General features: G+C 71.5%; 21 protein-coding genes and 1 pseudogene. 11 read left to right on the top strand and 11 right to left on the bottom strand.

The window, feature by feature from the left end; all coding sequences use genetic code 11:
* Positions 1-18: 18 nt before the first annotated feature.
* Positions 19-1116 carry an endonuclease NucS domain-containing protein gene (locus AC068Z_RS25700; RefSeq protein ID WP_478560014.1) on the top strand — a complete coding sequence of 366 codons (1098 nt, stop codon included), beginning with the start codon at positions 19-21 and terminating at the stop codon, positions 1114-1116.
* A gap of 163 nt (positions 1117-1279) precedes the next feature.
* The gene (locus AC068Z_RS25705) at positions 1280-2038 is read left to right on the top strand and encodes an isocitrate lyase/PEP mutase family protein (protein ID WP_478560017.1); all 759 of its coding nucleotides are present in this window, start codon (positions 1280-1282) and stop codon (positions 2036-2038) included.
* On the opposite strand, the gene AC068Z_RS25710 is transcribed toward AC068Z_RS25705, so the two are convergent.
* The 5 genes and pseudogenes from AC068Z_RS25710 to AC068Z_RS25730 all read right to left on the bottom strand — a co-directional run bounded on the left by AC068Z_RS25710 (position 2027) and on the right by AC068Z_RS25730 (position 4942).
* Positions 2027-2290 (bottom strand): hypothetical protein, encoded by a 264-nt coding sequence (locus tag AC068Z_RS25710; protein WP_478561026.1) that lies wholly within the window; start codon positions 2288-2290, stop codon positions 2027-2029. The two genes, AC068Z_RS25705 and AC068Z_RS25710, sit on opposite strands and share 12 nt — an antisense overlap.
* A 145-nt stretch (positions 2291-2435) precedes the next feature.
* A pseudogene (locus AC068Z_RS25715) lies at positions 2436-2804 on the bottom strand (alpha/beta fold hydrolase); the annotation flags it as partial.
* Positions 2797-3381: a TetR/AcrR family transcriptional regulator gene (locus tag AC068Z_RS25720; RefSeq protein ID WP_478560020.1), complete on the bottom strand. Its 585-nt coding sequence runs from the start codon at positions 3379-3381 to the stop codon at positions 2797-2799. The pseudogene AC068Z_RS25715 and the gene AC068Z_RS25720, both read right to left, overlap by 8 nt.
* 47 nt (positions 3382-3428) lie before the next feature.
* Entirely contained in the window at positions 3429-4085 is a 657-nt protein-coding gene (locus tag AC068Z_RS25725; protein ID WP_478560023.1) for a response regulator, read from the bottom strand.
* The gene (locus AC068Z_RS25730; RefSeq protein WP_478560026.1) at positions 4082-4942 is read right to left on the bottom strand and encodes a sensor histidine kinase; all 861 of its coding nucleotides are present in this window, start codon (positions 4940-4942) and stop codon (positions 4082-4084) included. The genes AC068Z_RS25725 and AC068Z_RS25730 overlap by 4 nt, the downstream gene beginning before the upstream one ends.
* Before the next feature lie 77 nt (positions 4943-5019).
* Here AC068Z_RS25730 and AC068Z_RS25735 point away from each other — a divergent pair, with 77 nt between their 5' ends.
* Positions 5020-5721, top strand: a complete 702-nt coding sequence (locus tag AC068Z_RS25735; protein WP_478560029.1) for an ABC transporter ATP-binding protein — start codon at positions 5020-5022, stop codon at positions 5719-5721.
* Positions 5718-8030, top strand: a complete 2313-nt coding sequence (locus AC068Z_RS25740) for an ABC transporter permease (protein WP_478560032.1) — start codon at positions 5718-5720, stop codon at positions 8028-8030. Before AC068Z_RS25735 ends, AC068Z_RS25740 begins: the two co-directional genes overlap by 4 nt.
* Before the next feature lie 176 nt (positions 8031-8206).
* Here the strand turns inward: AC068Z_RS25740 and AC068Z_RS25745 are convergent, their stop codons facing one another.
* Entirely contained in the window at positions 8207-9526 is a 1320-nt protein-coding gene (locus AC068Z_RS25745) for a jacalin-like lectin (protein WP_478560035.1), read from the bottom strand.
* 268 nt (positions 9527-9794) lie between these two features.
* Here AC068Z_RS25745 and AC068Z_RS25750 point away from each other — a divergent pair, with 268 nt between their 5' ends.
* From AC068Z_RS25750 to AC068Z_RS25780, 7 genes are all read left to right on the top strand, one after another.
* Positions 9795-11498, top strand: a complete 1704-nt coding sequence (locus AC068Z_RS25750; protein ID WP_478560038.1) for a PHP domain-containing protein — start codon at positions 9795-9797, stop codon at positions 11496-11498.
* Complete coding sequence (locus tag AC068Z_RS25755) at positions 11495-12010, top strand: hypothetical protein (RefSeq protein ID WP_478560041.1); 516 nt, start codon at positions 11495-11497, stop codon at positions 12008-12010. Before AC068Z_RS25750 ends, AC068Z_RS25755 begins: the two co-directional genes overlap by 4 nt.
* A 384-nt stretch (positions 12011-12394) precedes the next feature.
* Complete coding sequence (locus tag AC068Z_RS25760; protein ID WP_451727424.1) at positions 12395-12589, top strand: hypothetical protein; 195 nt, start codon at positions 12395-12397, stop codon at positions 12587-12589.
* Positions 12586-13209: a sigma-70 family RNA polymerase sigma factor gene (locus tag AC068Z_RS25765; protein WP_478560045.1), complete on the top strand. Its 624-nt coding sequence runs from the start codon at positions 12586-12588 to the stop codon at positions 13207-13209. The genes AC068Z_RS25760 and AC068Z_RS25765 overlap by 4 nt, the downstream gene beginning before the upstream one ends.
* Before the next feature lie 7 nt (positions 13210-13216).
* A complete protein-coding gene (locus AC068Z_RS25770) occupies positions 13217-13972 on the top strand; it encodes a hypothetical protein (RefSeq protein WP_478560048.1) in 756 nt (251 codons plus the stop codon).
* A gap of 96 nt (positions 13973-14068) precedes the next feature.
* Positions 14069-15358 carry a hypothetical protein gene (locus AC068Z_RS25775; protein WP_478560051.1) on the top strand — a complete coding sequence of 430 codons (1290 nt, stop codon included), beginning with the start codon at positions 14069-14071 and terminating at the stop codon, positions 15356-15358.
* The gene (locus AC068Z_RS25780; RefSeq protein WP_478560053.1) at positions 15355-15537 is read left to right on the top strand and encodes a hypothetical protein; all 183 of its coding nucleotides are present in this window, start codon (positions 15355-15357) and stop codon (positions 15535-15537) included. The genes AC068Z_RS25775 and AC068Z_RS25780 overlap by 4 nt, the downstream gene beginning before the upstream one ends.
* Here AC068Z_RS25780 and AC068Z_RS25785 read toward each other — a convergent pair.
* From AC068Z_RS25785 to AC068Z_RS25805, 5 genes are all read right to left on the bottom strand, one after another.
* Entirely contained in the window at positions 15509-18364 is a 2856-nt protein-coding gene (locus AC068Z_RS25785) for a glycoside hydrolase family 2 TIM barrel-domain containing protein (RefSeq protein WP_478560055.1), read from the bottom strand. The two genes, AC068Z_RS25780 and AC068Z_RS25785, sit on opposite strands and share 29 nt — an antisense overlap.
* 35 nt (positions 18365-18399) lie before the next feature.
* Complete coding sequence (locus tag AC068Z_RS25790) at positions 18400-19242, bottom strand: carbohydrate ABC transporter permease (protein ID WP_478560057.1); 843 nt, start codon at positions 19240-19242, stop codon at positions 18400-18402.
* Positions 19239-20204 carry a carbohydrate ABC transporter permease gene (locus tag AC068Z_RS25795; RefSeq protein WP_478560059.1) on the bottom strand — a complete coding sequence of 322 codons (966 nt, stop codon included), beginning with the start codon at positions 20202-20204 and terminating at the stop codon, positions 19239-19241. The genes AC068Z_RS25790 and AC068Z_RS25795 overlap by 4 nt, the downstream gene beginning before the upstream one ends.
* A gap of 23 nt (positions 20205-20227) precedes the next feature.
* Complete coding sequence (locus AC068Z_RS25800; protein WP_478560061.1) at positions 20228-21493, bottom strand: ABC transporter substrate-binding protein; 1266 nt, start codon at positions 21491-21493, stop codon at positions 20228-20230.
* Between the two features lie 213 nt (positions 21494-21706).
* The gene (locus AC068Z_RS25805) at positions 21707-23539 is read right to left on the bottom strand and encodes a glycoside hydrolase (protein WP_478560063.1); all 1833 of its coding nucleotides are present in this window, start codon (positions 23537-23539) and stop codon (positions 21707-21709) included.
* Positions 23540-23543 lie beyond the last annotated feature (4 nt).

Below are 23543 nucleotides of genomic sequence, written 5' to 3' on the forward strand. Positions count from 1 at the left end.
AGAGCGGGGAGGACGAGCGTGCCGTTGGAATTTGGGCTGTGGCGAGTTGACGGGGCCGAGCCGGTGCGGGTGGCGGCGCCGGGGATGCCGTTGGAGTCGAAGCTGGAGGAGCTGATCGAGGCCGAACCCGGCATTCTCGGGCGGCCTTTGTTGTTGATCGGGCGGCAAGTTCCGACCGATCACGGCAAGTTCGTCGACCTGCTCGGGCTCGATGCCGAGGGCGGACTGCATGTGCTGGAGCTGAAGCGGGACCGTACGCCCCGGGAAGTGGTGGCGCAGGTTCTCGATTACGGGTCGTGGGTGCAGCACCTCACCAACGAACAGGTGCGGGAGATCTACGCGACGTATGCCCGTCGGCGTGGACTGCCCGAGGAACTGGACGAGGTCTTCGCGCGCGAGTTCGGGGGGAGTCCGCCCGAGACCCTGAACGGCGCGCACACGCTGACCGTCGTCGCCGGTGAGGTGGACGCGGCGACCGAGCGGATCGTGACGTATCTGGCCTCGGGCTATGACGTGCCGATCAACGTCCTGTTCTTCCGGTACTTCGAGGACGACGGACGGTCCTACCTGGCGCGGACCTGGCTCATCGAGGACGCCGAGCCGGCCGCCCCCGCCGGTGGCTCCAAGGGCCGGCGGGAGCCCTGGAACGGAACGGACTGGTACGTCTCCTTCGGGGACGACGACTCCGGGGACCGCAGCTGGGAGGACGCCGTGCGGTACGGGTTCGTCTCCGCCGGTGGGGGTGACTGGTTCTCGCGGACCCTGCGCTCCCTTCCGCTCGGCGCGCGGGTCTTCACCCACATCCCGAAGTCGGGCTACGTCGGCGTGGGCACGGTCTCCGGTGAGCCGCAGCCGTTCGAGGAGGCTTTGGTCACAGTCGAAGGCGAGCCGCGGCGGTTGGCGGAGCTGCCGGTCAAGGGACGGTATGGGGCGGCAGGTTCGCAGGAGAGTGCCGCGGAACTCCGGGAGTGGATCGTGCCGGTGTCGTGGCAGCGGACCCTGCCGCGACGGGAGGCGTTCTGGCGGGCCGGCTTGTTCGCCAACCAGAACTCCGCTTGCAAGCTACGGGCCAGGTTCACCATCGAGGAGGTGTCGCGGCACTTCGAGGTCGAGTGATCTCAGGGTGTTACGCGGGCGATGCGGAGCGTCTTCGTCGTCGGTGACGCTCCTGTCAGGGGTGTGGTGTACGACGGGGTCACCGGGGTGTAGGCCCACGTCCGGTCATCCGTCCGGCGACCGTTCGGCGGGTGCCGAACCGATCCGCGTCTACCGTCGCCGTATGACCCACACCGCCTTCGCCCGCCTCCACCATCAGGACGAGCCCCTGCTGCTGCCCAACGCCTGGGACTACGCCTCCGCCGCGGCGCTCGCGGCGGAGGGGTTCGCGGCCGTCGGGACGACGAGTCTCGGGGTCGCCGCGGGCATGGGGGTGCCCGACGGGGCCGCGGTGACCCGGGACGAGACGCTGCGGCTGGCGCTCGCGCTGGGGCGTGGGCCGTTCCTGCTCTCCGTCGACGCGGAGGGCGGGTTCGGCCAGGACCCTGACGCGGTGGGGGAGTTCGCCCGGCAGCTGGCGGCGGTCGGGGCCGTCGGGATCAACCTGGAGGACGGGGCGGTGTCCGTCGCCCTCCATGCCGCGAAGATCGCCGCCGTGAAGAAGGCGGCGCCAGGGCTCTTCGTCAACGCGCGCACCGACACCCACTGGCTGGGTGAGGGCGACGAGCGGGACACGCTGCGTCGCCTCGACGCCTACCAACAGGCGGGCGCCGACGGCGTGTTCGTGCCGGGCCTGTCCGACCCGGCACGGATCGCCGCGCTCGTACGGTGGCTCGACGCCCCACTGAACATCCTGTACTCACCCACGGGCCCCACCCTCCAGCACCTGACGGACCTGGGCGTACGTCGTGTCAGCCTCGGTTCGCTGCTGTACCGGAGGGCGCTGGGCGCGGCCCTGGAGGCGGTCGCCGACATCCGCGCGGGCCGTGCACCGCGCGGCTCTGCACCGGCGTACGGCGAGGTGCAGTCCCTAGTCCGCTGATCGAAGCAAGGTCGTCGCGAGGCGGTCGGCGAACTCCGTGGGGTGTTCCAGAGGGCCCACGTGGCCGCCGGGGAACTCCACGAAGCCGGCGTTCGCGTGGGCGGCGACGGACTGGGCCGTACGGTGGAGGAGTTGACCCCGGGCGTCGGTCCCGGCGGCGACGGTGAGGGGCGCTCCGGGGTCGGGGTCGGGGGTGTAGGACGTGAACGGGAGCAGGACGCGGCTGAAGAACAGTGCCATCGGCTCGGTCAACTCCTGTTCCTCGGTGAGGGGTTGCAGTTCGCGGAGGGGGTCCGGCGCGCGTTCCTCCAGGGCCGCGGTGAGCCGGGCCCCCGGCGGCCGCGAGGCCCGCGGCGCGGTAGACGTCGTACACCTCCCGGAACTCGGCGTGGTGCCGGGCGCCGTCGGGCAGCACGGTCACGCACGGCGGCTCGTGCGCGACCACGTGCCGCAGGCGCCGCGGATGCCGGGCGAGCAGGTCGAGGGCGGCGATGCCGCCGGCGCTGGTGCCGAAGACGTACGCCGACTCGCCCTCGGGGAGCACCTCGTCGAGCACCTGCCGCGCGCCCTCGCTCCAGTCCCGCACCCGCTGTTCGGCCACGGGCAGCCCGAGCCGGCCGTGCGCCAGGCCGAGGGGGTCGTGGGTGACGACGGTGAAGCGCTCGGCGAGCGCGTCCGCCAAACGGTCCAGGCCCATCGGGTGGCCCGCGCCGCCGGGGACGATCAGCAGTACGGGGCCGTTGCCCCGTACGTCGTAGTCAGTCATGCGTCCTCTCCTGGTTCGGCCAGTGCTCCAGTGCGACGTGCAGGGCGTCGACCGCGCGCTCCCAGGACCGGCGTACGTCCCTCGGCGCGCCGAAGGCCCCCGCGGACTCCAGGGCGCAGTAGCCGTGGAAGGTGCTGCGCAACAGGCGTACCGCGTCGGTGAGATCGGGTTCCTCCAGGCCGTAGGCGCGGAGCATGCCGTAGGTGATCTCGGCGGTGCGGCGCAGGGCGGGGGAGTCCGCCACAAAAGCCTGGTCCACCCGGATCTGGGTCGCCGCGTACCGGCCCGGGTGTTCCAGGGCGTACGCCCGGTAGGCGTCCGCGAAGGCCGCCAGCGCGTCCTTCCCCGCCCGCCCCGCGACCGCCAGGGCGATCCGGTCGATCATCTCGGCGCCCGCGAGCAGCGCCAGCCGGGTCCGCAGGTCCTGGAGGTTCCTGACATGCGAGTACAGGCTCGCGTCCTTCACCCCGAACTGCCGGGCCAGCGCGGACAACGACACCTTCTCGAACCCGACCTCGTCGGCCAGCTCGGCGGCGGCCGCGGTGATGCGATCGGCGGTGAGACCTGCGCGGGGCATGAGGGACCTCCGGATTCCTGGTGGCACTAGCCTACAAGCTAGAGCATCTAGGCACCGGGTTTCACCAACCCCGTCTCGTACGCCAGCACCACCGCCTGTGCCCGGTCGCGGAGGGTCAGCTTGGCGAAGATCCGGGCCACATGGGACTTCACCGTGGCCTCGCTCAGAGTGAGGTGGGCGGCGAGTTCGGTGTTGGACAGTCCTCGGCCCAGGAGGGTCAGCACCTCCAGTTCGCGGGGGGTGAGGGCGGACAGGGAAGTAGGTGCGGCCGTGGGGGCGGAAGGGGTCGCGAAGCGTTCCACCAGGCGGCGGGTGATCGACGGGGCGAGCAGCGCGTCGCCCGTGGTCACCAGGCGTACCGCCGCCGCCAGGTGTTCCGGCGTGACGTCCTTCAGCAGGAAGCCGCTCGCGCCGATCGACAGGGCCGTGTAGACGTACTCGTCCAGGTCGAACGTGGTCAGCATCAGCACCCGGCAGTCCGGGGACCGGCTCAGGATGCGGCGGGTGGCCTCCAGGCCGTCCATCGTCGGCATGCGGATGTCCATCAGGACCACGTCCGGGGCCAGTTCGCGGGCGAGCGACACCGCCTCCGTGCCGTCCGCCGCCTCGCCCACCACCTCGATGCCGCGCGCGGTCAGGATCAGCCGGAACCCGGTGCGGATCAGCGTCTGGTCGTCGACGACCAGCACCCGGGGCGCCGTCACGCGCGGTCCAGCGGAATGCGCGCCCGGACCCGGTAACCGCCGCCGAGCCGCCGGCGGGCGTCCAGGTCACCGCCGTACACCGCGACCCGCTCGCGCAGCCCCAGCAGCCCGCGTCCCGCCCCCTGCCCGGCCGTGCGCGGCGGGGTGCCGCCGGTCAGGACGCTCGGTCCGGTGCTCAGCACCTCGACGCGCAGCGCGTGTTCCGCGTACCGCACGGTGACCTCGGCCCTGCCGCCCTCACCGTGCCGCAGGGCGTTGGTCAGGGCCTCCTGGACGATCCGGTACGCCGTCACCTCCACCCCCTGCGGCAGCGGGCGCGGCTCGCCGGAGATCCGCACCTCGACCGGCAGCCCGGCGAAGGAGATCCGGTCGACGAGGGTGCCGAGACGGTCCAGGCCGGGCTGGGGGGCGAGGGCCGCGGTGTCGTCCGCGCCGTCCGGCGACGGAGCCAGGACGCCGAGCAGATGCCGTAGGTCCGTCATCGCCCCGCGCCCCGCGTCCTCCACCGCGCGCAGCGCCGTCGCCGCCTCGTCCGGCATGGTGCCCAGCACCTCCCGGGCCGCCCCGGCCTGCACCACCATCAGGCTGACGGTGTGGCTCACGATGTCGTGCAACTCGCGGGCGATGCGCTCCCGTTCGGCCGCGACCGCGGCCCGCGCCGCGTTCTCCCGCTCCCGCTCCAGCAGCCAGCCCTGTCGCCCCACGGCCGCCTGCCACCGCCGCCGCGTCCGTATCAGCGCCACCGTCAGACACACCACGGCCACGCCCGCCCCCGCCAACATCACCGACTCGTACACGAGTTCACCTTGGCAGACGGTCAACTCGCGCGCATCGGCCGGGAGGTGCAGTGCCTGCATCCCCAGGATGAGACCGCCGCGCGGTTGCCATCCCCGGAGGGATGTCCGCGCCCGCCGGCCGCCGTAGCGTCCTGGCCATGGTCACTGAGGAGAGCGGGGCCGTCGTACGGCTCGACGGTGTGCGCAAGGAGTACGGCGAGACCACCGCGTTGGACGGGGTGTCGCTGCGGATCGGGGCGGGGGAGGCGGTGGCGGTGATGGGGCCCTCGGGGTGCGGAAAGTCGACCCTGCTGAACATGATCGCGGGGCTCGACCGGCCGTCGGAGGGGACGGTCCTGGTGCACGGTGAGGACGTTGGGGAGCTGTCCGAGAAGGGCCTCGCCCTGTACCGGCGGCGCCGGATCGGCATGGTGTTCCAGTTCTTCAACCTCATCGACGACCTCTCCGCGCTGGACAACGTGGCCCTGGCCGCCCAGTTGACCGGCACCCCGGCCCGGCAGGCCCGCCGCCGGGCCCTGGAGCTCTTCGACGAACTCGGCATCGCCGACCGCCGTAACGCCTACCCGGCGGTGCTCAGCGGCGGCGAGCGGCAACGCGTCGCCGTGGCCCGGGCGCTGATGAACCGGCCCGCCCTGCTGCTGGCCGACGAACCGACCGGTGCCCTCGACAGCCGCTCCGGGGAGCAGGTGATGGACCTGCTCATCGACCTCAACCAGATCGGCCAGACCCTGATCCTGGTCACCCACGACGACCACCTCGCCCGGCGCTGCGCGAGCCGGATCGTCGAACTGGCCGACGGCCGGGTCACCGGCGAGCACACCCTGGAGCCGTCCGCATGAGGGCGGTGTGGCGCACAGCCCGCGCGGCGGTGCGGCGGCGCAGGCTCCAGACGGTCGTCATCGCCCTGGTGACGCTGACCTCGACGGCGGCGCTGGTGGTGGCGCTCGGCCTGGTCGACGCCGCGTCCGGGCCGTTCGACAAGGCCTTCGGCGAGCAGCGCGGCCCGCATGTCGTGGCCGCTTTCGATCCCGGGGCGGTGCCGGACGCCGAACTGGCGCGCGCGGCACGGCAGAGCGGGGTGGAGGCCGTCGCCGGTCCCTTCCCGCAGGCCACCGTCGAACTGCCGGAGGACTCCATCAGGTTCGGTGTCCGGGGGGAGATCACGGTGGTGGGCCGGGCCGGCCCCGACGCCCCGGTGGACCGCCTGGACGTATGGGCGGGCCGCTGGGCCACCGGGCCCGGCGAGATCGTCCTCAACCGGGACCCGGACTGGGCCCCGGACGATCTCGGCCGGACGATCCGGGTGCCCTCGGGCCCCACGCTCACGGTCGTCGGATTCGCCTTCGACCTCAGCCGCACCGCCGACGCCTGGGTCACCCCCGAACAGGTCCGCGAACTGCGCCCCACGACCACCCAGATGCTGTTCCGCTTCACCGACGCCTCCTCCGAGGAGCGGCTGCGCGGCCACCTCGCCACGGTGACCGACGCGCTCCCCGCCGGCGCGCTGACCGCGTCCCGGTCGTATCTCACCCTCAAGGACCAGGTGAGCGCCGCGGCCCGCGCGTACACCCCGTATCTGATGGCCTTCGGGATCCTCGGGATCGCGGTCGCCGTGCTCATCATCGGCAACGTCGTGAGCGGTGCCGTGATCTCCGGGTTCCGGCACATCGGCGTGCTCAAGGCGATCGGGTTCACGCCGGGGCAGGTGGTCGCCGTCTACCTCGTGATGATCTCCGTCCCGGCGGTCCTGGGCTGCGCGCTGGGCACCGCGGTCGGGAATCTGCTGGCGCGGCCCTTCTTCGAGTTCGTGTTCTCCGGGCCCGACGCCGGGGTGTTCCACGGCAGCGTGTCCATCGCCGGCTGGGTCAACCTCGTCGCCCTGCTCGGCATGCCCGCCGTGTGCGCGCTCGCCGCGCTCGCCCCGGCCTTGCGCGCCCACCGCATGTCGGCGGCGAGGGCGATCAGCGCCGGCAGTGCGCCGCGTGCCGGGCGGGCGCTCGGCATCCAGCGGCGGCTCGCGGGCAGCGGGCTGCCACGGTCGGTGAGCCTCGGGCTGGGGCTGCCGTTCGCCCGGCCCGGACGCAGCGCGCTCACCCTGGCCGCCGTGGTCCTCGGCGCGGCGACCGTGACCTTCGCGACCGGCCTCGCCACCACGATGGACCGGTTCGGCAACGCGGGGCGGGACGCGTACCAAGTCACCGTGTACGTCGGGAACTTCAAGGACGGCCGAGAGGTCCGGCCCGAGCGCGGCGACCGTGAACTGCACGCCCTGCTCGGCCGGTTGGCCGGGGCGCGGGAGGTCACCGCGCGGGCCGACGTGGACGTACGCATGGCGGGGTCCGCGCACGAGGTGATCCTCGAAGGGCGCCGGGGCGACCGGCCGCGGCTCGACACCGTGCTGACCGACGGCCGCTGGACGCGGGCGAGCGGTGAGATCGTCGCCGGGTCCGCCTTCCTGCGCCAGAACGGGCTGCGGGTCGGCGACCACCTGCGCCTGGAGCGCGGGGGCCGCGGCGAGCGGGTGCTGATCGTCGGGGAGGCGATGCAGAACAACCCCCGCCTGGTCATCGCCGACTGGCCGACGCTCAAGGCCCTGGCCCCCGCCGAGGAGCCCATCGCCTACCACGTCGGGCTGCGCGACGGATCCGACCCGGACGCCTACGCGCGCGCGGTGCGGAACGCCGACCCGGGCCTCTCCCCGTCGCCGGGCGGCAACGACTCCGTCACCCAGACCATCGTCGGCTCCGCCGCCGTCCTCACCCTGATGCTCGCCCTGGTGGCCGGGCTCGGTGTCTTCAACACGGTCGTCCTCAACACCCGTGACCGGCGGCGGGACCTGGGGATGCTGAAGTCCATCGGGATGACCCCGGCCCAGGTCACGCTGATGACGGTGACCTCGATGGCGGTGCTCGGGGCGCTCGGCTCGCTGCTCGGGGTCCCGCTGGGCATCGCGGGGCACCACTGGGTGGTGCCGAGGATGGCGGACGCGGTCGACATCAGCCTGCCCGCCTACATGACGGACGTGTGGCACGCCCCGGCGCTGGCCGGACTGGCCCTCGCCGGGGTCGCCATCGCGGTCCTCGGCGCGGTGGTACCGGCGCGGCGCGCCGGGCGCCTGACGATCGCCGAGGTGCTGCGGAGCGAGTGAGAGCGAATCCGGGCCGCACCGCGTGATCGTCCGGGACTGGGGTTCCCGCCCCCGCGCTGAGTCCGGTGCCCCGCGTCGGTCGTACACGCGAAGGAGTCGAACCGCCCGGCGCCCCCGGCGCCCCGGACGGCGGCACGGCACCGATGAGGCGGCGGTGGCCCCGCGGGGGGCCGGGCTCAGCCGATCGGCGCGTAGACGACGCCCAGCTTGTCGATCTCGGCCCCGGACCGCCCGGTGAACCCGACGATCTGCCATCCCGACGGCGCCGTGAAGGTCTTCGCGTCCGACGTCGCCGTACCGGCGGCCAGCGTGCGGCCCCGGTCCGTCGAGAAGGACGCCGAGAAGATCCTTGTACGGCCGTCCTTCTGACTCTGCGTCAGCTTTACCGAGGTGAGGTGCTCACCGGCGGCGAGGGTCAGCGAGGCGGCCGTACCGCCGGACCCGCCGTGGCTCAGCGTCGTACCGCCGTCGTGCGTGAGGGCGACGGCGTCCAGGCGGGAGCCGCCGCGGAGGGTGAGCGTGCGGGGCGAGACGGTGACCGGGAGGTCGTCGGCGTCGTTGAAGGCCGTCCCGTGCGGGCCGCCGAAGAAGTCGCTCGCCGTCAGGGACGGGTTGAGGGTGTAGGAGAAGCCGACGGTGTGCGGGAAGTGGTCGGAGAGGTGCTCGCCGTCCTCGCGCAGGAAGGACGCCCACTCGTTGTGGTAGCGGGTGGCGTTGAGCGACAGCAGGTCGCTGCCCCGGTAGAGGACCTTGTCGACGACCTCGCAGTCGTTCGTCGGCGCGGCGGCGTCGCAGACCAGCGCGTCGCTTCCCTGCGCGGGCGCGCTGCCGCCCTTGACCAGGTCGACCCACGGGTCCTTCAGGCCGTTCTCCGCCAGCAGGGTGCGGATGTTGTCGCCCGCGCGCGTGTACCGCGTGTTGGTGTCGCCCATCACGATCACGGCGTTGCCGGAGGAGTTGGCCTGGATGAAGTCCGACAGCTGCTCGATGTTGGCGCGGCGGGCGGCGAGGGCGGCGTCGTCGGAGTCGGCGTTGGTGTGTACGTTGTAGAGGTCGACGAAGGCGCCCTCGGCCAGCCGGACGCGGGCCAGCGTGAAGCCCTTCGGGGTGAGGCAGTTGGTGCCGGTGCAGTCGTTCCACCTCACCCGCTCGAAGTCCTCGAAGGCGTAGTCGGAGAGGGTGTTGAGGCCGTCGCCGACAGCCGCTCCGCCGCTGGTCGCCGTGCGGTACGGGTGGGTGTCGTTGGCGTACAGGGAGGCGTGGTAGTTGAAGTCCTCCTGCACGTTGACGATGGCGTACGGGCCGAGGCGCTGACCGATCAGCGGGGTGTTCGTCTCCGGGTCGCTGTCGCCGAGGCCGAGGGGGAGGCCCGCGATGTTGTAGGTCAGCACATTGAAGGAGCCGGTGGTGGCGGCCGTGGCGGGTCCGGCGCCGGTGGTGGTGAGGCCGGTGAGGGCCAGCGCGGCGGCCGCGAGGGTGCCGAGGACTCGTCTCATGGTGGGGGCGTCTCTCATCCGGAGGGGTCAGCGGGTGGGCTCAATACGTGGGGGAAAGGCGAACAGCGCTCAGGTTCGGTGTCAACTGCTGTGCCTTGCAAGGGTCGTTGGGGAAGCTGTGAGAGGCGTGGTGATCTGCCGTGTGCGGGGCACTCGCCGTCCACGCGTCGCTCGTTCAACGTTCATGTTTCGGTTCGATCCTCCACACGCGGCGTGGTCGTGCGCCGCAGAAGGCAGCCGCGACAGGCAGCGGCATCCGGGAGGCGTCATGGGACACGGGCATCACCACCATCACGGGCATGAGCACGGGCACAGCCACGAGTCGGGTCCGGCGCTGCCCGCCGCCTTCGACGTGAACGTCCCCGACGAGGCGCTCACCCCCGAGCAGCGCTCGCGCCGCTCGCTGCTGCGCCGCGCGGGTCTGCTGGGCGCGGGCCTGGCCGCCGGCAGCGTGCTCGCCTCCCCGGCGACGCCGGCCGCGGCCGCTTCCGCCGCCGCCCCCGCGGGCCGCAGAACGAAGGGCTTCCTGTGGCTGGCCGGCGACCACCACATCCACACCCAGTACAGCAGCGACGGCAAGTACCGGGTCGTCGACCAGGTCCGCCAGGGCGCCAAGCACGGCATGGACTGGCTGGTCATCACCGACCACGGCAGCGTCACCCACGCCAAGATCGGCGTGGACAAGGTCAACCCGGACATCCTCGACGCCCGTGACGCCTACGAGGACACCCTGGTCTTCCAGGGGCTCGAATGGAACATCCCGGGCGCCGAGCACGGCACGGTCTTCGTGCACCCCGGCAAGAACGAGGTCTCCGTCCTCAAGCAGTTCGAGACGGACTACGACGGCAGCGTCAAGGGCGCCTCGGACTCCACGCCCGCCAACGAGGCCCTGGCCGTCGCGGGCCTGAACTTCCTCGCCGAGCAGGTGCAGCGCCGCAAGGTCAGGGACGCGCTGATGCTCGCCAACCACCCGGCGCGGCGCGGTGTCGACTCCCCGCACGAGATCCGCGGCTGGCGTGACGCGACCGGCGGGAACCGCCAGATCGCCATCGGCTTCGAGGGCGCCCCGGGCCACCAGGCCGCGGGTCTCCCGGCGCCGCTCGGCATGGCCCGCGCCCGCGGCATCTACGACAACAACCCCAGCGCCAACTCCTTCGCCGGCTACCCGCCGGAGAGCTACCGCACCTGGGGCGGTTTCGACTGGATGACCGCGACGGTCGGCGGCCTGTGGGACAGCCTCCTCGCCGAGGGCAAGCCCTGGTGGATCACCGCCAACTCCGACTCCCACCAGGTGTACGGCGACACGGCGGCACGCGGTGGCGGTGGCTTCAACGCCAACGGCAGGTACGACGACCCGGTGTACGCCGGCAAGATCGACGTCACGCAGGGCGACTACTGGCCCGGCCAGTACAGCCGTACGCACGTCGGCGCCGACGGCTTCTCCTACGCCGCCGTGATGGACGGCATCCGGGCCGGCCGGATCTGGGTCGACCACGGCCAGCTGATCGACGGCCTCGACGTCCGGGTCTCCGGCGGCAGCCGCTGGGCCACGCTGGGCGGCGCCCTCCAGGTGAAGAAGGGCACGAAGGTCACGCTGAGCGTGGACATCGCGCTGGCCGGCGGCCCCAACTGGGCGGGCTTCCTGCCCAAGCTGGCGCGCGTCGACGTCATCCAGGGCGATGTGACGGGCACGCCGTCCGACAAGGACACCTTCACCGCACCGACGGCCAAGGTCGTCAAGTCGTACGAGGTGGACAAGGCGTCCGGCACCGTGCGCCTGACCTACGAACTCGGCCGGGTGGACCGGCCGTTGTACGTCCGGCTGCGCGGCACCGACGGCAACCGGTCCGCCGTGGGCGCGATGGGCGCGGCGCTCGACCCGGCGGGCCCGGCCATCGACGTCGTCGGTGACGCCGACCCCTGGGTGGACCTGTGGTTCTACTCCAACCCGGTGTGGATCCTGCCGTCGTGAACCCCGGGTACGCCCTCACGGTGGACCCGGATCTGAGGGATCTGCGCGCGGCCGATCACCTGCTCCTGGGGCTGATGGTCGAACTCGCCCTCCCCGAGGACGTGTTCGGCTGCACGCACCTGCTGCGCGGCGACCGGCCCCGCGTGGCGCTCTCCCTCACCCTGCCGGACGAGCCCCTCCTGCGCACCGCCCGGGAGGCGCTCGTCGGCCAGGGTCACGAGGTGACGCCCGGCCTGCCGGACGCCGTCGGCCGCGCGGTGGCGTACCCCGGATCCGCGGCGCTCACCGGCACCCTGACGATCGCGGAGCTGCTCGCCGGCTCCGCGATCGACCGGGTGACGGTCCTCGGCACCCCGGATCCCCCACTCCCGGCATCCCGCCTCATGACCCGCTCCCACGTCCGCCCGCACTTCCAGTCCGGCGAACTCGTCCTCGCCGCGATGCCCGCGGTGGGCGGCGTCCTGGTCCCCTTCGAGGTACCGGACCCCACGCCGTGCTGTGCGGATCACTGAGCCGGTTCGACCGCCGCCCCTGACATGCGCTGCCGTCAGGGGCGGCGGTGTGCTAGGCGGCGAGGGGCAAACGTGATCTGTGACACACCGTCAAAGTCATGGCCCCGGTGTCGCGTTCGTGCAGACGGCCTTCTGGGTTCTTCGGTGCCGGTGGAAGCCCAGCTCGGCGGGGGTGTGGAGGTGAGCGGGAGCAAAGGTGTGGCTACCGATGGGTAGGCGGAGGGCTACCTTCCGTCAGCAAGATCTGTTCGCGGGGCTGCACGTTCGGCGGGTGGGATCCGCTTATCTGTTTTCCAGAGCAACGAGGCTCTAGGTGTCCGGCCCGCAACGACACGGGGGGCGGAGCGGTACGGCACCGTCGGAAAGAGAAGGAAAACAGCCACTGTGAACTACGACGTAGCCGGCCTCGTGCTGGCCATCGCCGCCGCGGCGCGGTCCTACGCGCCCGACGTGTGGTTCTTAGTGCGACGCCTCCTCGGCGCCGGAGTACGCATCGGGGCCGCCGCCCTCGGCGACGAGCCCCAGTCCCCCGCCCCATCCGCCCCTACGGCCACCCGCACCCTGGGAGGCCGCCGATGACCAGTCACACCCCCGACCCCGCGGGACCCGTGATCCGTACCCATCGCTCCGGCATGCCCCCCGAGTTCTGGGCCTTCCAGGCCCGCTACGACCGGGCCTGTCTGGAGTACGGCCGGATCCACCTCGGCAACGCCACGGCGGCCCGCCGCCTGGTGGACAGCACCTTCGTCTATCTGGCCACCATCTGGGGGCGCCTGGAGACCATGGACAACCCGGGAGGGTACGCCTGGGCCCTGTTCAAGCAGCGGGTGCACGGTGAACTCGCCGCGCAGGGCCGCAGCCCCGCCACCACCGAGACCCTGGCCTTCGCCCGCGCCATCAGCGCCGCCAGCGCACCCCTGCTCGGCGCCTTCCGCTCGACCTTCCACGCCGAGTACGGCAGGGAGATCGCCGAGCTGGAGGAGGGCATGGGCCTGTACCGGGGGATGACCCGACTCAGTGAGCGGCAGTTCGACGTGCTCGTCCTGCGGGACGCGCTCGGCTTCGACACCCATGAGACCGCGCTGATCATGGGCATCAGCGAGGCCACCGTCCGCTCCACCCGCCGTACCGCCAAACACCGGCTGGCCGCCGCCATGGGCTACCGGACCGACGCCACCGCCGACGACGACAAGGAGTGATCCACGCATGAACCGCACCCCGCGCAGCGTCGAGGAGGCCTTGCGCCGCGCGCGTGTCTTCCGGGACGAGTACACCGACGCCGACCTGGAGTCCGCCCGGCACGGCCTCGCCCGGCAACTGCACGAGCTGCGCTGGGTGCGGTTCTTCTCCGCTCTGCCTCACGGCTCCGGTCCGCCTCACGGCTCCGGTCCGCCTCACGGCTCCGCTCCGCCCCACGGCGCCGGGCGTGCCCACCCCCTGCCCGCCGCGCTGCACGAACAGGCGGCGCACGACCTGCGCCTGCTGTGCCGCGGCACCGTCCACCACGACGGTGCCGCCCACCGCATCACCGCCTTCGAGGCCGGCCGCGACCCCGACGGCGCCCTGCCCTTCGCCTGTCTGCTCCATCTCGCCGGCCAGGAGGAGGGCGCCCAGTTCTGGTGGCAGTACGCCGCGGGCGCGGGCAGTGTCACCGCCGCGCTCTGTCTGTACCTGCTCCACCTGCGCCACGGCGAACTGCGCGACGCCCAGCACTGGGCCGACCAGATCCACCGCCTCAACGGCATCGACTGGAACGGCTACACCCCCGTCCCGCACCACGCGGTCACCGACGGCGGCCCCACCGTCCACTACTCCCTGCCCGCACCGCCCCCCGACGTCTCCGAACGCGCCGTCCGGCACGCCGTCGACGAACTGGAGGCGCCCTACGACGGTGAACTCGGCCCCGTCCATCAGCCCGCCCCCGCCCTCGCCGACCACTGGGCCGACCTGGTGATGACCTGAGCCCGGTCACCCCGGCGGGTGGAGTCCGCACCCCAACCGGGCCCACCGCGTGACCGGTCGGCGCCCGGCGGCGGTCCGGATCCGGAAGCTGGGCGCATGTCCACACTCCTGACCCGGCTGCGCCGTGCGGCCGTGGGTGCCTGTGCGCTGGTGGTCGCCGTACCCGGGCCCGCGCTCGCCGCGCCCGGTGACCTCGACCCCGCCTTCGGTGACGGCGGCAAGGTCCACGTCCACAACGGCCTCGGCTCGGCGGGGTACGACCTCGCCGTCCAGCCCGACGGCGGAATCCTCACCGTCGGCTTCAGCCAGGACGCCGGCTGGCTGTCCACCGACTTCTCCCTGACGCGGCACCATGCCGACGGCAGCATCGACACCTCATTCGGCGACGGCGGCGAGGTGCGCACCGACTTCGACGGCGCCGAGGACTACGCGCACGCCGTCGCCCTCCAGCCGGACGGAAAGATCGTCGTGGCGGGCCGCACCGAAGTGCCCGGCGAGGGCTGGTACTTCACCCTCGCCCGCTACCACTCCGACGGCACCCTCGACACCGGCTTCGGCGACGGCGGCCGGGTCCGCCCCGAGTTCGGCGGCGCCGCCGACGCCCGGGCCGTCGCGGTGCAGGACGACGGGAAGATCGTCGCCGCCGGAGAGACCGGCGGGCGGTTCGCCCTCGTCCGCCACCTCTCCGACGGAACCCCCGACCCCGCCTTCGGGGACGCGGGCCGCGTGACGACCCCGTTCGGGGCGGGCACGGCGACCGGCCACGACCTCGCCCTCCAGCCCGACGGCCGTATCGTCGTCGCCGGCAGCGCGGGCTCCGGCGGCGCCGACTTCGCGCTCGCCCGCTACCACCCCGACGGCGGCCTGGACACCGGGTTCGGCGGCGACGGCCGGGTCACCACCGCGTTCGCGGGCGAGGACCTGGCCTTCGGCGTACGCGTGCAGCCCGACGGCCGGGTCGTCGCCGCCGGGCGCACCGGCTTCGACGTGGCGCTCGCCCGGTACGACACCGACGGCAGCCTGGACCCCGGCTTCGGCAGCGGCGGCCGGGTCGTCACCGACTTCGGCGGCACCCTGGAAGCGGCCCACGACCTCGTGCTCCAGCCGGACGGGAAGATCGTCACGGGCGGGGTGCGCGGCACCGACTTCACCGCCGTCCGCTACCACCCCGACGGAAGCCTCGACACCGGCTTCGGCACCGGCGGCCGCGCGAGCGCCGACTTCACCTTCTACGACGAGGCCCACGCCGTCGCCCTCCAGGCGGACGGGAGCATCGTCACCTTCGGCAGCAGCGGCGCCGACCGCGCCCTGGTCCGCTTCCTCGGCGGCTCCACGCCCCCGCCGCCCACCGGAGTCGACCTGTCGGTCACCAGGACCGGCCCGTGAACCTCACCCGCGGCCGCACCCGGATCGGCTCCTACGGCAACGACAGCCTGAACTCCGTCGACGGCGTCTCCGGCAACGACACTGCACCCGGCTCGGCCGTCCATAGGCACCACCGGGGTCGGCCGGAGGGCCGGCCGACCCCGGGGACCGTCAGCGAGTCGCCGAGAACACGAACGTGAACTCGGCCGGCTCCGCCCGCAGGAAGTACCGGGGGAGCGGACCCGGGCCGCAGGACTGGGAGCCGATGCCGTGCAGGCCGTGGTCGAGATGGACCCAGACCCTGTTCTCCGGGGTCAGATCGGTCAGGTGCCGGGCAGCATCCAGGTGCTCGCTCGTCCAGCGGCGCGCGCCGAACCAGAACTCCGGGTCGCCCTCGATCCGCAGCCCGCCGAGTTCCACCCAGCGGACGTCGGCGCGGGCGCCGTTCTCCTGCGGGCGGACGTACGGCGTCTGGAGCCCGTCCACGGTCGAGTGCCAGCGGCCCACCCTGGACGCCGACCTGGAGTCCGGGTACGCCTCACCCGGGCCGCCCCCGAACCAGCTCACCGCGTCCGCCTCGGCGAGCCCGAGCCGGATCCCGAGCCGGGGCAGCGGGACCGTCCAGTCGCCCTCCGGGGTCACCGACACCGTCAGCCGCAGCCGTTCGCCGTCGGCGCTCCAGCGGTACACCGTGTCCAGGCCGATCTCCCGGGCGGCGGGCGCCACCCGGGTCCGTACCGTCAGCGCGTCGGGCCCCGACTCGACGCCGTCCAGCCGGTGCCGCATCCGGTGCAGGCCGAACTTCCGCCACAGCGGCCCGTACCGGAGGTCCGACTGCCACTCGGCGCCGTCGTCGTTGTCGGTGGGCGCCCGCCACACGTCGAGGCGCGGCGCGCTCACCTCGACCCCGCCGATCCGCAGCAGCGCGCCGGTGCGGGCGTCGAAGGACGCCGGACCGAGATGGATCAGACCCTCGGCCGAGGAGGGGCGCGCGCTCGCCGCGAAGGACGGCCGCAGCCGCTCGGTCACGGCGAGCTGGGCCCACGCCACCTCATGGCCCTTCGGAGCCCATGCCGTGTCCTCGGCCAGCACCGCCCGCAGGGTCCACCGCGCCTCGCCGCCCCGGGCCTCGGCGGGCGGCTCGGGCAGCTTCACATCGGCCGAGGCGCCCGGCGCCAGCCGGGGCACGGACAGTTCGCCCGCGTCCACGACCGCGCCGTCCACCTCGTAGGACCACTCCAGCGCGAGCCCCGACAGGTCGGCGAAGTCGTACCGATTGACCACGCGTACGGTGCCGTCGGCGCCGTCACCCTCGAACCGGACCGGCTCGATGACCTTCTTGTACTCGACGAGCCCCGGTGACGGCGTCCGGTCCGGGAAGAGCAGACCGTCGCAGACGAAGTTCCCGTCGTGCAGTTCCTCGCCGAAGTCGCCGCCGTAGGCGTAGCCCAGCTCGGGGTGCTCGATGCCGTGGTCGATCCATTCCCAGACGAAGGCGCCCTGGAGCCGCTCGTACCGCTCGAACAGCTCCTGGTACTCGGCGAGTCCGCCCGGACCGTTGCCCATGGCGTGGGCGTACTCGCACTGGATGAAGGGCAGTTCACGCCGTTTGCGGGTGCCGCCGTCGAGCCCGGCCCCGATGCGCTCGACCTCGTCGTGGAAGGCGTACATCCGCGAGTACACGTCCGTGTCCCGGCAGTCCCGGTCGCCCTCGTAGTGCACCAGGCGCTCGGGGTCGCGGCCGCGGATCCACTCGGCCATCGCGGTCAGGCCGCGCCCGGTGCCGGCCTCGTTGCCGAGCGACCAGAACACGACGGACGGATGGTTCTTGTCCCGCTCGACCATCCGGGCCGCGCGGTCCAGCAGGGCCGGGGTCCAGCGGTCGTCGTCGACGGGGTTGTCCCGCCAGCCCTGCTCGGTGAAGCCGTGGGTCTCCAGGTCGCACTCGTCGATGACCCACAGGCCGTACTCGTCGCACAGGTCCAGGAAGGCCGGGTGCGGCGGGTAGTGGGAGGTGCGTACGGCGTTGAGGTTGTGCCGCTTCATCAGCAGCACGTCCTCGCGCATGGTCGCCAGGTCCAGCGCGCGGCCCGTGCGCGGGTGCCACTCGTGCCGGTTGACCCCCTTGAAGAGGACGGCCTTCCCGTTCACCTTGATCAGGCCGTCCTCCAGCACGACGGTACGGAAGCCGATCCGGAGCGGCACCCGCTCGCCCTCGGTCGCCAGCACACCGTCGTAGAGCCGGGGCGTCTCGGCCGTCCAGGGCTCGACCGGCACCGTCACCGGCTCGCCCGTGGCCACCTCGATCCCGAGCGCGGGCACCGTGACCCGGCCCTCGACCTCGGAGTCCACCCGCAGCGTGCCCTCGCCGGTGCGGTGGTCGTAGGAGGCGTGCACGAAGAAGTCGCCGACGGCGCCCACCGGTCGGTGCAGCAGGGTGACATCACGGAAGGTGCCCGGCAGCCACCACTGGTCCTGGTCCTCCAGGTACGAACCGGCGGACCACTGGTGGACGCGGACGGCCAGCACATTGCCGCTCGGCCGCAGCAGCGCCCCGACCGCGAACTCGTGCGGCACCCGCGAGCCCTTGAACTCGCCCAGCTCGGTGCCGTTCAGCCAGACCCGGGCGCAGGACTCGACGCCGTCGAAGCGCAGCACGGCGTCACCGGTGCCGGGCCAGTCCTCCGGCAGGTCGAACACGCGCAGGTGGTCGCCGGTCGGGTTCTCGGTCGGGACGTGCGGCGGGTCCACCGGAAAGGGGTAGAGGTGGTTGGTGTAGATGGGGGAGCCATGACCCTGGAGGACCCAGTGACCGGGGACGGTGACCTCGGCCCAGTCCCCGGCGTCGTGGCCCCGCGCGGCGAAGGAGTCGTCCTCGGCGTCGGCGGTGGCGGACAGGCGGAAACGCCAGTTGCCGTTCAGGGAAAGGGACTTGGCGTCGGAGGACGCGTACCAGGCGCGGGGCGGCAGGGCCCCGCGGCCCGGGGAGACGTCCTCGACGTAGGCGACGGCGGTGCGGAAAGTCATCGGACTCCAGGTCTTCCAGGTCTTGAGAAGTGCGGTCAGCCCTTGATGCCGGTCTGCGCGATCCCCTGCACCAGCCAGCGCTGGAGGAAGAGGAACACGAACACCAGGGGCAGGATGGAGATGGCGGTGGCCATGAAGATCAGATGGAAGTTGACGGTCTGGTTGGTCATGTACGAGGAGAGCGCCACCTGGACCGTCCACGCCTCCTGGTCCTGGCCGATGACCAGGGGCCACAGGAAGGCGTTCCAGCCGCTGATGAAGGTGATGGTCGCGATGGCCGCGAAGAAGTTCAGCGAGTTGGGCACCACGATCCGCCAGTAGGCGCCCCAGTAGCCCAGTCCGTCCACGCGTGCCGCCTCCTCCAGTTCCTTGGGAAACCCCAGGAAGTACTGCCGGAACAGGAAGCAGGTGAAACCACTGAAGAGACCCGGGATGACCAGCCCGCGCAGGGTGGAGACCCAGCCGAGCGAGGAGACCAGCACGAAGCTCGGCACGAAGGTGACGGCGGTCGGCACCATCAGGGTCACCAGAACGGCGTAGAAGATCTTGTCGGCGTGGCGGTACGGGATGCGGGCCAGGCCGTAGCCGGCCAGCGAGCACACCAGCAGGGTGCCGATGGTGTGCAGGACGCCGACGACCGCGGAGTTCCACAGGGACTGACCGAAGGGCACGGTGGGGTCGTCGAAGAGCTCGGTGACGTTGCCCCACTGGATGTCGGTGGGGAAGAACTTCCAGTTCTCACCGGTGATCTCGGCGTCGGTGGACAGGGCGTTGCGGACGATCAGGTAGAAGGGCACCAGGAAGAGGAGGGCGGCGATGCCGGTGGCGGCGTACAGGCCGGTGGAGCCGACGACGCTGCCGCGTCTGATCTTGTTCACTTGGCCTCCTCACCCCTTCCGAAACCCATGATCTTTCCCTGGAGCAGGGTGACGCCGCAGATCAGCAGGGTCAGGATCATGGCGCCCGCGCTGCCGGCGCCGTAGTCCTGGTTCTCGCCGAGGGCCGTGTAGTACAGCTCGACCAGCGGTGGCCGGCCCCAGGTGGTCTTGGCGAGCAGGTTGAAGAACTCGTCGAAGGCCTGGTAGGCGGCGACGAGCAGGAGCAGGATCACGGCCGTCGAGGTGGCTCGCAGCTGGGGCAGGGTGACGTAACGGAAGGTCTGCCAGCCGGGCTTGGCGCCGTCGACGGCGGCGGCCTCGTACAGCTCCGGCGGGATGTTCTGCAGCGCCGCCAGGAAAAGGATCATGTAGAAGCCGGCCTGGAGCCAGAGCCGTACGGTGACGATGACCAGCCAGTACCAGGGCGGATTGGGATCGGCCAGCCAGGCGATGTTCTCCACCCCGAACCAGCTCAGCACGGTGTTGGCGAGGCCGAACCGGACGCCGCTGAAGACGGACATCTTCCAGATCAGCGAGGCGGCCACGAAGCTGACCGCGGTCGGCAGGAAGAACACCGACCGGAAGAACGCCTTCATGAAGCGGATCCGGTGCACCATCAGGGCCAGGCCCAGGGAGAGCGCCCAGGTGATGGGCACGACGATGGCGGCGAAGACGGTGAAGGTGACGAGGGACTCGATGAACTTGTCGTTCGTCAGCATGTACGAGTAGTTCTCGAAGCCGATGAACTCGCTGGGTGTGACGGTGTAGCGCGCCTCGAAGAAGGAGAGGTAGGCGCTCCAGCCGATCGGGATGTAGACGAAGATCACGAGCCCGATCAGGAACGGGCCGGTGAACAGCCAGAAGTTGAGGGTGCGGCCACGGACCCCGCGCCGCCGCGGGACCACGGGGGTCTCGTCGGCGGCGGGGCTCTTGGCGACACCGCGCGCGGTGGTCGTCGACATGTCGTGGTGGTCTTTCCGCCGGCCTATCCGAAGAGCTTCTTCAGCTCGCGGTTCACCGTCTTGTCGGCCTTGTCGAGCGCCGCCTCGGGGCTGCCGCCCTTGCGTACGGCGTCGGCGATGACCCCCTCGAGGGCGACGATCATGGCCTGCGTCCAGGCCGGGTTGTCGAAGTGCCCGAACTCGTTGAAGAGCTTGACGCCCTCGGCGGCCAGACCCGACTTCAGCTTGTCGGCGGACTCGGCGAGCGAGGTGCGCGGCGGGATGTGGAAGCCGTAGGACAGCGACCAGTCCTCCTGGTACTGCTTCTGGTCGATCCACAGCCACTTGACGTACTCCTTCGCCTCGTCCAGGTGCTTGGACTTGGCGTTGACGAACATCGACCAACCGCCGTTGGTGACCGCCGGCTTGCCGCCGTCCGCCGAGGACGGGAAGGGGATGATGCCGACGTCGTCGCCGAGCGCCTTCTCGATCACCGGCATCGCCCACATGCCGCACCACTGGATGGCGACCAGGCCCTGGGTGATGGCCGAGGGGTCCCACCAGTCGGCGGGCGCGTCCAGGAGCATGTGGCCGTCCTTGAACATCGTCCGCAGCTTGCCCAGCCCGTCGGCGACCGCGTCCGTGTGGTACGCGATCCGGTTCCGGTCGTCGAGGGTGTCGGCGCCCGTCGACCAGATCAGCGGGTTCATCACCGGAGTGACGGAGTTGCCGAGGAAGACGCCCTTGACCTTGTCGGTGGTGAGCTTCGCGGCCGCCTCGACCAACTCGTCGAGTGTGGTGGGAGGTTCGACGCCCGCGTCCGCCAGCATCGACTTGCGGTAGTAGAAGAACTGCGGGTCGTCGATCATGCGGACGCCCCATATCTTCCCGTCGATGGTGTGCGAGGCGATGTCGGCCTGGTTGAAGTCGTCCTTGACGGGGTTGATGATGTCGCTCAGGTCGGCCACCTGACCGCTCTTGACCAGCTGGATCTGCGGGTGGAACTCGAAGACGTCCGGCGCGTTCTCGGTGAGCAGGGCGGAGAACAGCTTGCTCTCGAAGTTGGACCCGGTGATCCACTGCGTGGTCACGTTCGCCTTGTCGTAGGCCTTCGCGTACTTCTTGATCGCCTGCTCGGTCCCCGCCTCGCCGTAGGCGTGGAAGTACTGCACCAGGTCGATGCCCGAACCCGAGCCGCCCCCACGGCCGTTGTTGCCGCCGCACGCGGCCAGTCCGCCGGTGGCGGCCAGGCCCATGGCGGCGCGCAGAACGGTACGGCGGTCCCAATTGCGGTTGCTCGTTGCCGACATGCTGACGTCCTTGTCTCTCGTACGGCTGCGGCTCCACGGCTGCGCCGGATGGCTCAAACGCGGTTGCGGTGCGGGACGTTAACCTTCTACTAAGGCTTCGGCAAGGGGTTGGACGAAGTCTGTTCGAAGCGTTGCGTGACGTTCGGAATTCCGGACGCGGCGGAGCGCGGACCGCCGCCCAGCGGCCCGCGACTCCCTTTCAGGCGTACGTCGTTACCGCCGGAACCAGGCCTGGTTGGTCCCGCCGTTGCAGCTCCACAGGCCGACCCCGCTGCCGTCCGCGGTCGCCTGTCCGGCCACGTCCAGACACTGTCCCGTGGCCTCGCTGACGATCTGTCCGTTGGCGTTCAGCAGCCAGCGCTGGGTGGCGTCACCCGTGAAGGCGGCGCTCGTGGTCAGACCCGAACTCCCGGCCGTCAGATAGCCGCCCGCGCCCTTCAGACCGCCCTTCGCGTCGTACGACCAGTCCTGGTCCCCGGCGCCGGTGCAGGTGCTGATCGTCACCGCGGACGTGAGGCACTTCCCGGACTGCTCGCCCCGCCAGGCACCCGTGACGGCCGAACCGCCGTGTCCCTTCTGGTCGAGGACGTATGTCGTGACGGACCGCGCCGGAAGCGAGGCGGAGACGGTGCCGTCGGCCCGTACGGCGGGCCTGGCGACCCGCGCCCAGTTCTCGGTGGCCGAGGTCCGCACGGCCTGACTGGCCCTGAGCGGGGTGTCGCTGTTGAAGTGCAGATCCAGCGAGGTCTCGCTCGTGTTGTGGTTGTTCACCACCACGACCCACTTGCCCTTCCGGTCGTAGGCGCTGACCTCGACGCCGTCCGGCACCCCGGTCACGTTGTGCGCGACCGAGCCGGGCCGGACGAACTTGCTGTACTGGCCGAGCGCGTAGTACCGCTTGGTGAAGTACAGGGTCTGGTTGCCGTTGGTGGCGTAGTCCGGGTCGTAGTAGACGAGCCCGTCGTTCCAGCCCGCGTCGTTCTTCGCGTACGGGTCGGTGCCGATCATCTCCGACAGGGCCACCCACCAGTGGAACGCGGAGTCATGGGCGACCGCGAAGTCCTTGTGGATGATCCGGGAGAGGTTCAGCCCGCCGTCGATGCCCGGGTCGTACTCCTGCGCCCAGCCCGTGCCGCCCTTGCCGAAGCAGCAGATCTCCGTGGACCAGGACTCGACGCCGACCTTCTTCGAGGTCTCGTAGACCTTCGCCCGGTCGGCGTCACCGGGGTTGTCGTAGGTGTGGTGGGCCAGCTTGTCGACGTACCGCGCGGTGCCGGGCTGCGAGATCCACTCCGGGACCTCGTGGTTGAACTTGACCGTGCTGGTGGACTCGTCGGCGATGATGCCGGTCCGCTGCCCGCGCGCCTCCTGCTCGGCGCCGAGGGCGCGCACGATGTCGTCGCGCTGCGGGACGTCGACCAGCATGCCCTCCTGGCCGCAGGAGTCGAAGCTGTTGGTCGGCTCGTTGAAGGGGCTGATGTAGTCGAACCGCTGGCCCAGTCTCGCGAAGTGGTCGGTGACGTCGGCGACGTACTTCGCGAAGTCCTGCTCGTTCTCCGCCTTCAGATACCCGCCGCAGCTCTTGCCGTTGGTCTTCCACTCGGCCGGGGCGCTGTTGACGAAGCCGACCAGGTCCTCGACGCCGTACTTCGCGGCGTAGGCGAGGAAGGTGCGGCCGCCCTTGTCCTTGGACCAGTCATAACTGCCGTCGTCCGCACGGAAGTCCTCCGGGGCGCGGGACGGGGTCGTGACCGCCGTGCCCCCACCGCCGATGTTGTAGCGGTAGTTGCTGAGGTCCAGGCCCTCGGCGGAGAAGAGCAGCTTGGCCACCCGGGCCTGGACCCTGGGGTCGAAGTTCTTCAGGTCGTTGACCCACCAGGCGCCGGAGGCACCGATGTTGTCGATGGTCTGTGCCGCGTACGGGGAGACCTCGGCCGCCATGGGGGTCGCGGCCGAAGCGGGCGGAGCGCAGATGAGTGGAGCGGTGACGGCCAGTGCGGCCGCGGCTGTGAGGAGCGCCGGTCTGCGGGGGTGAGTCACGTGCATCCCT

Source organism: Streptomyces sp. NPDC043726 (assembly GCF_056436565.1).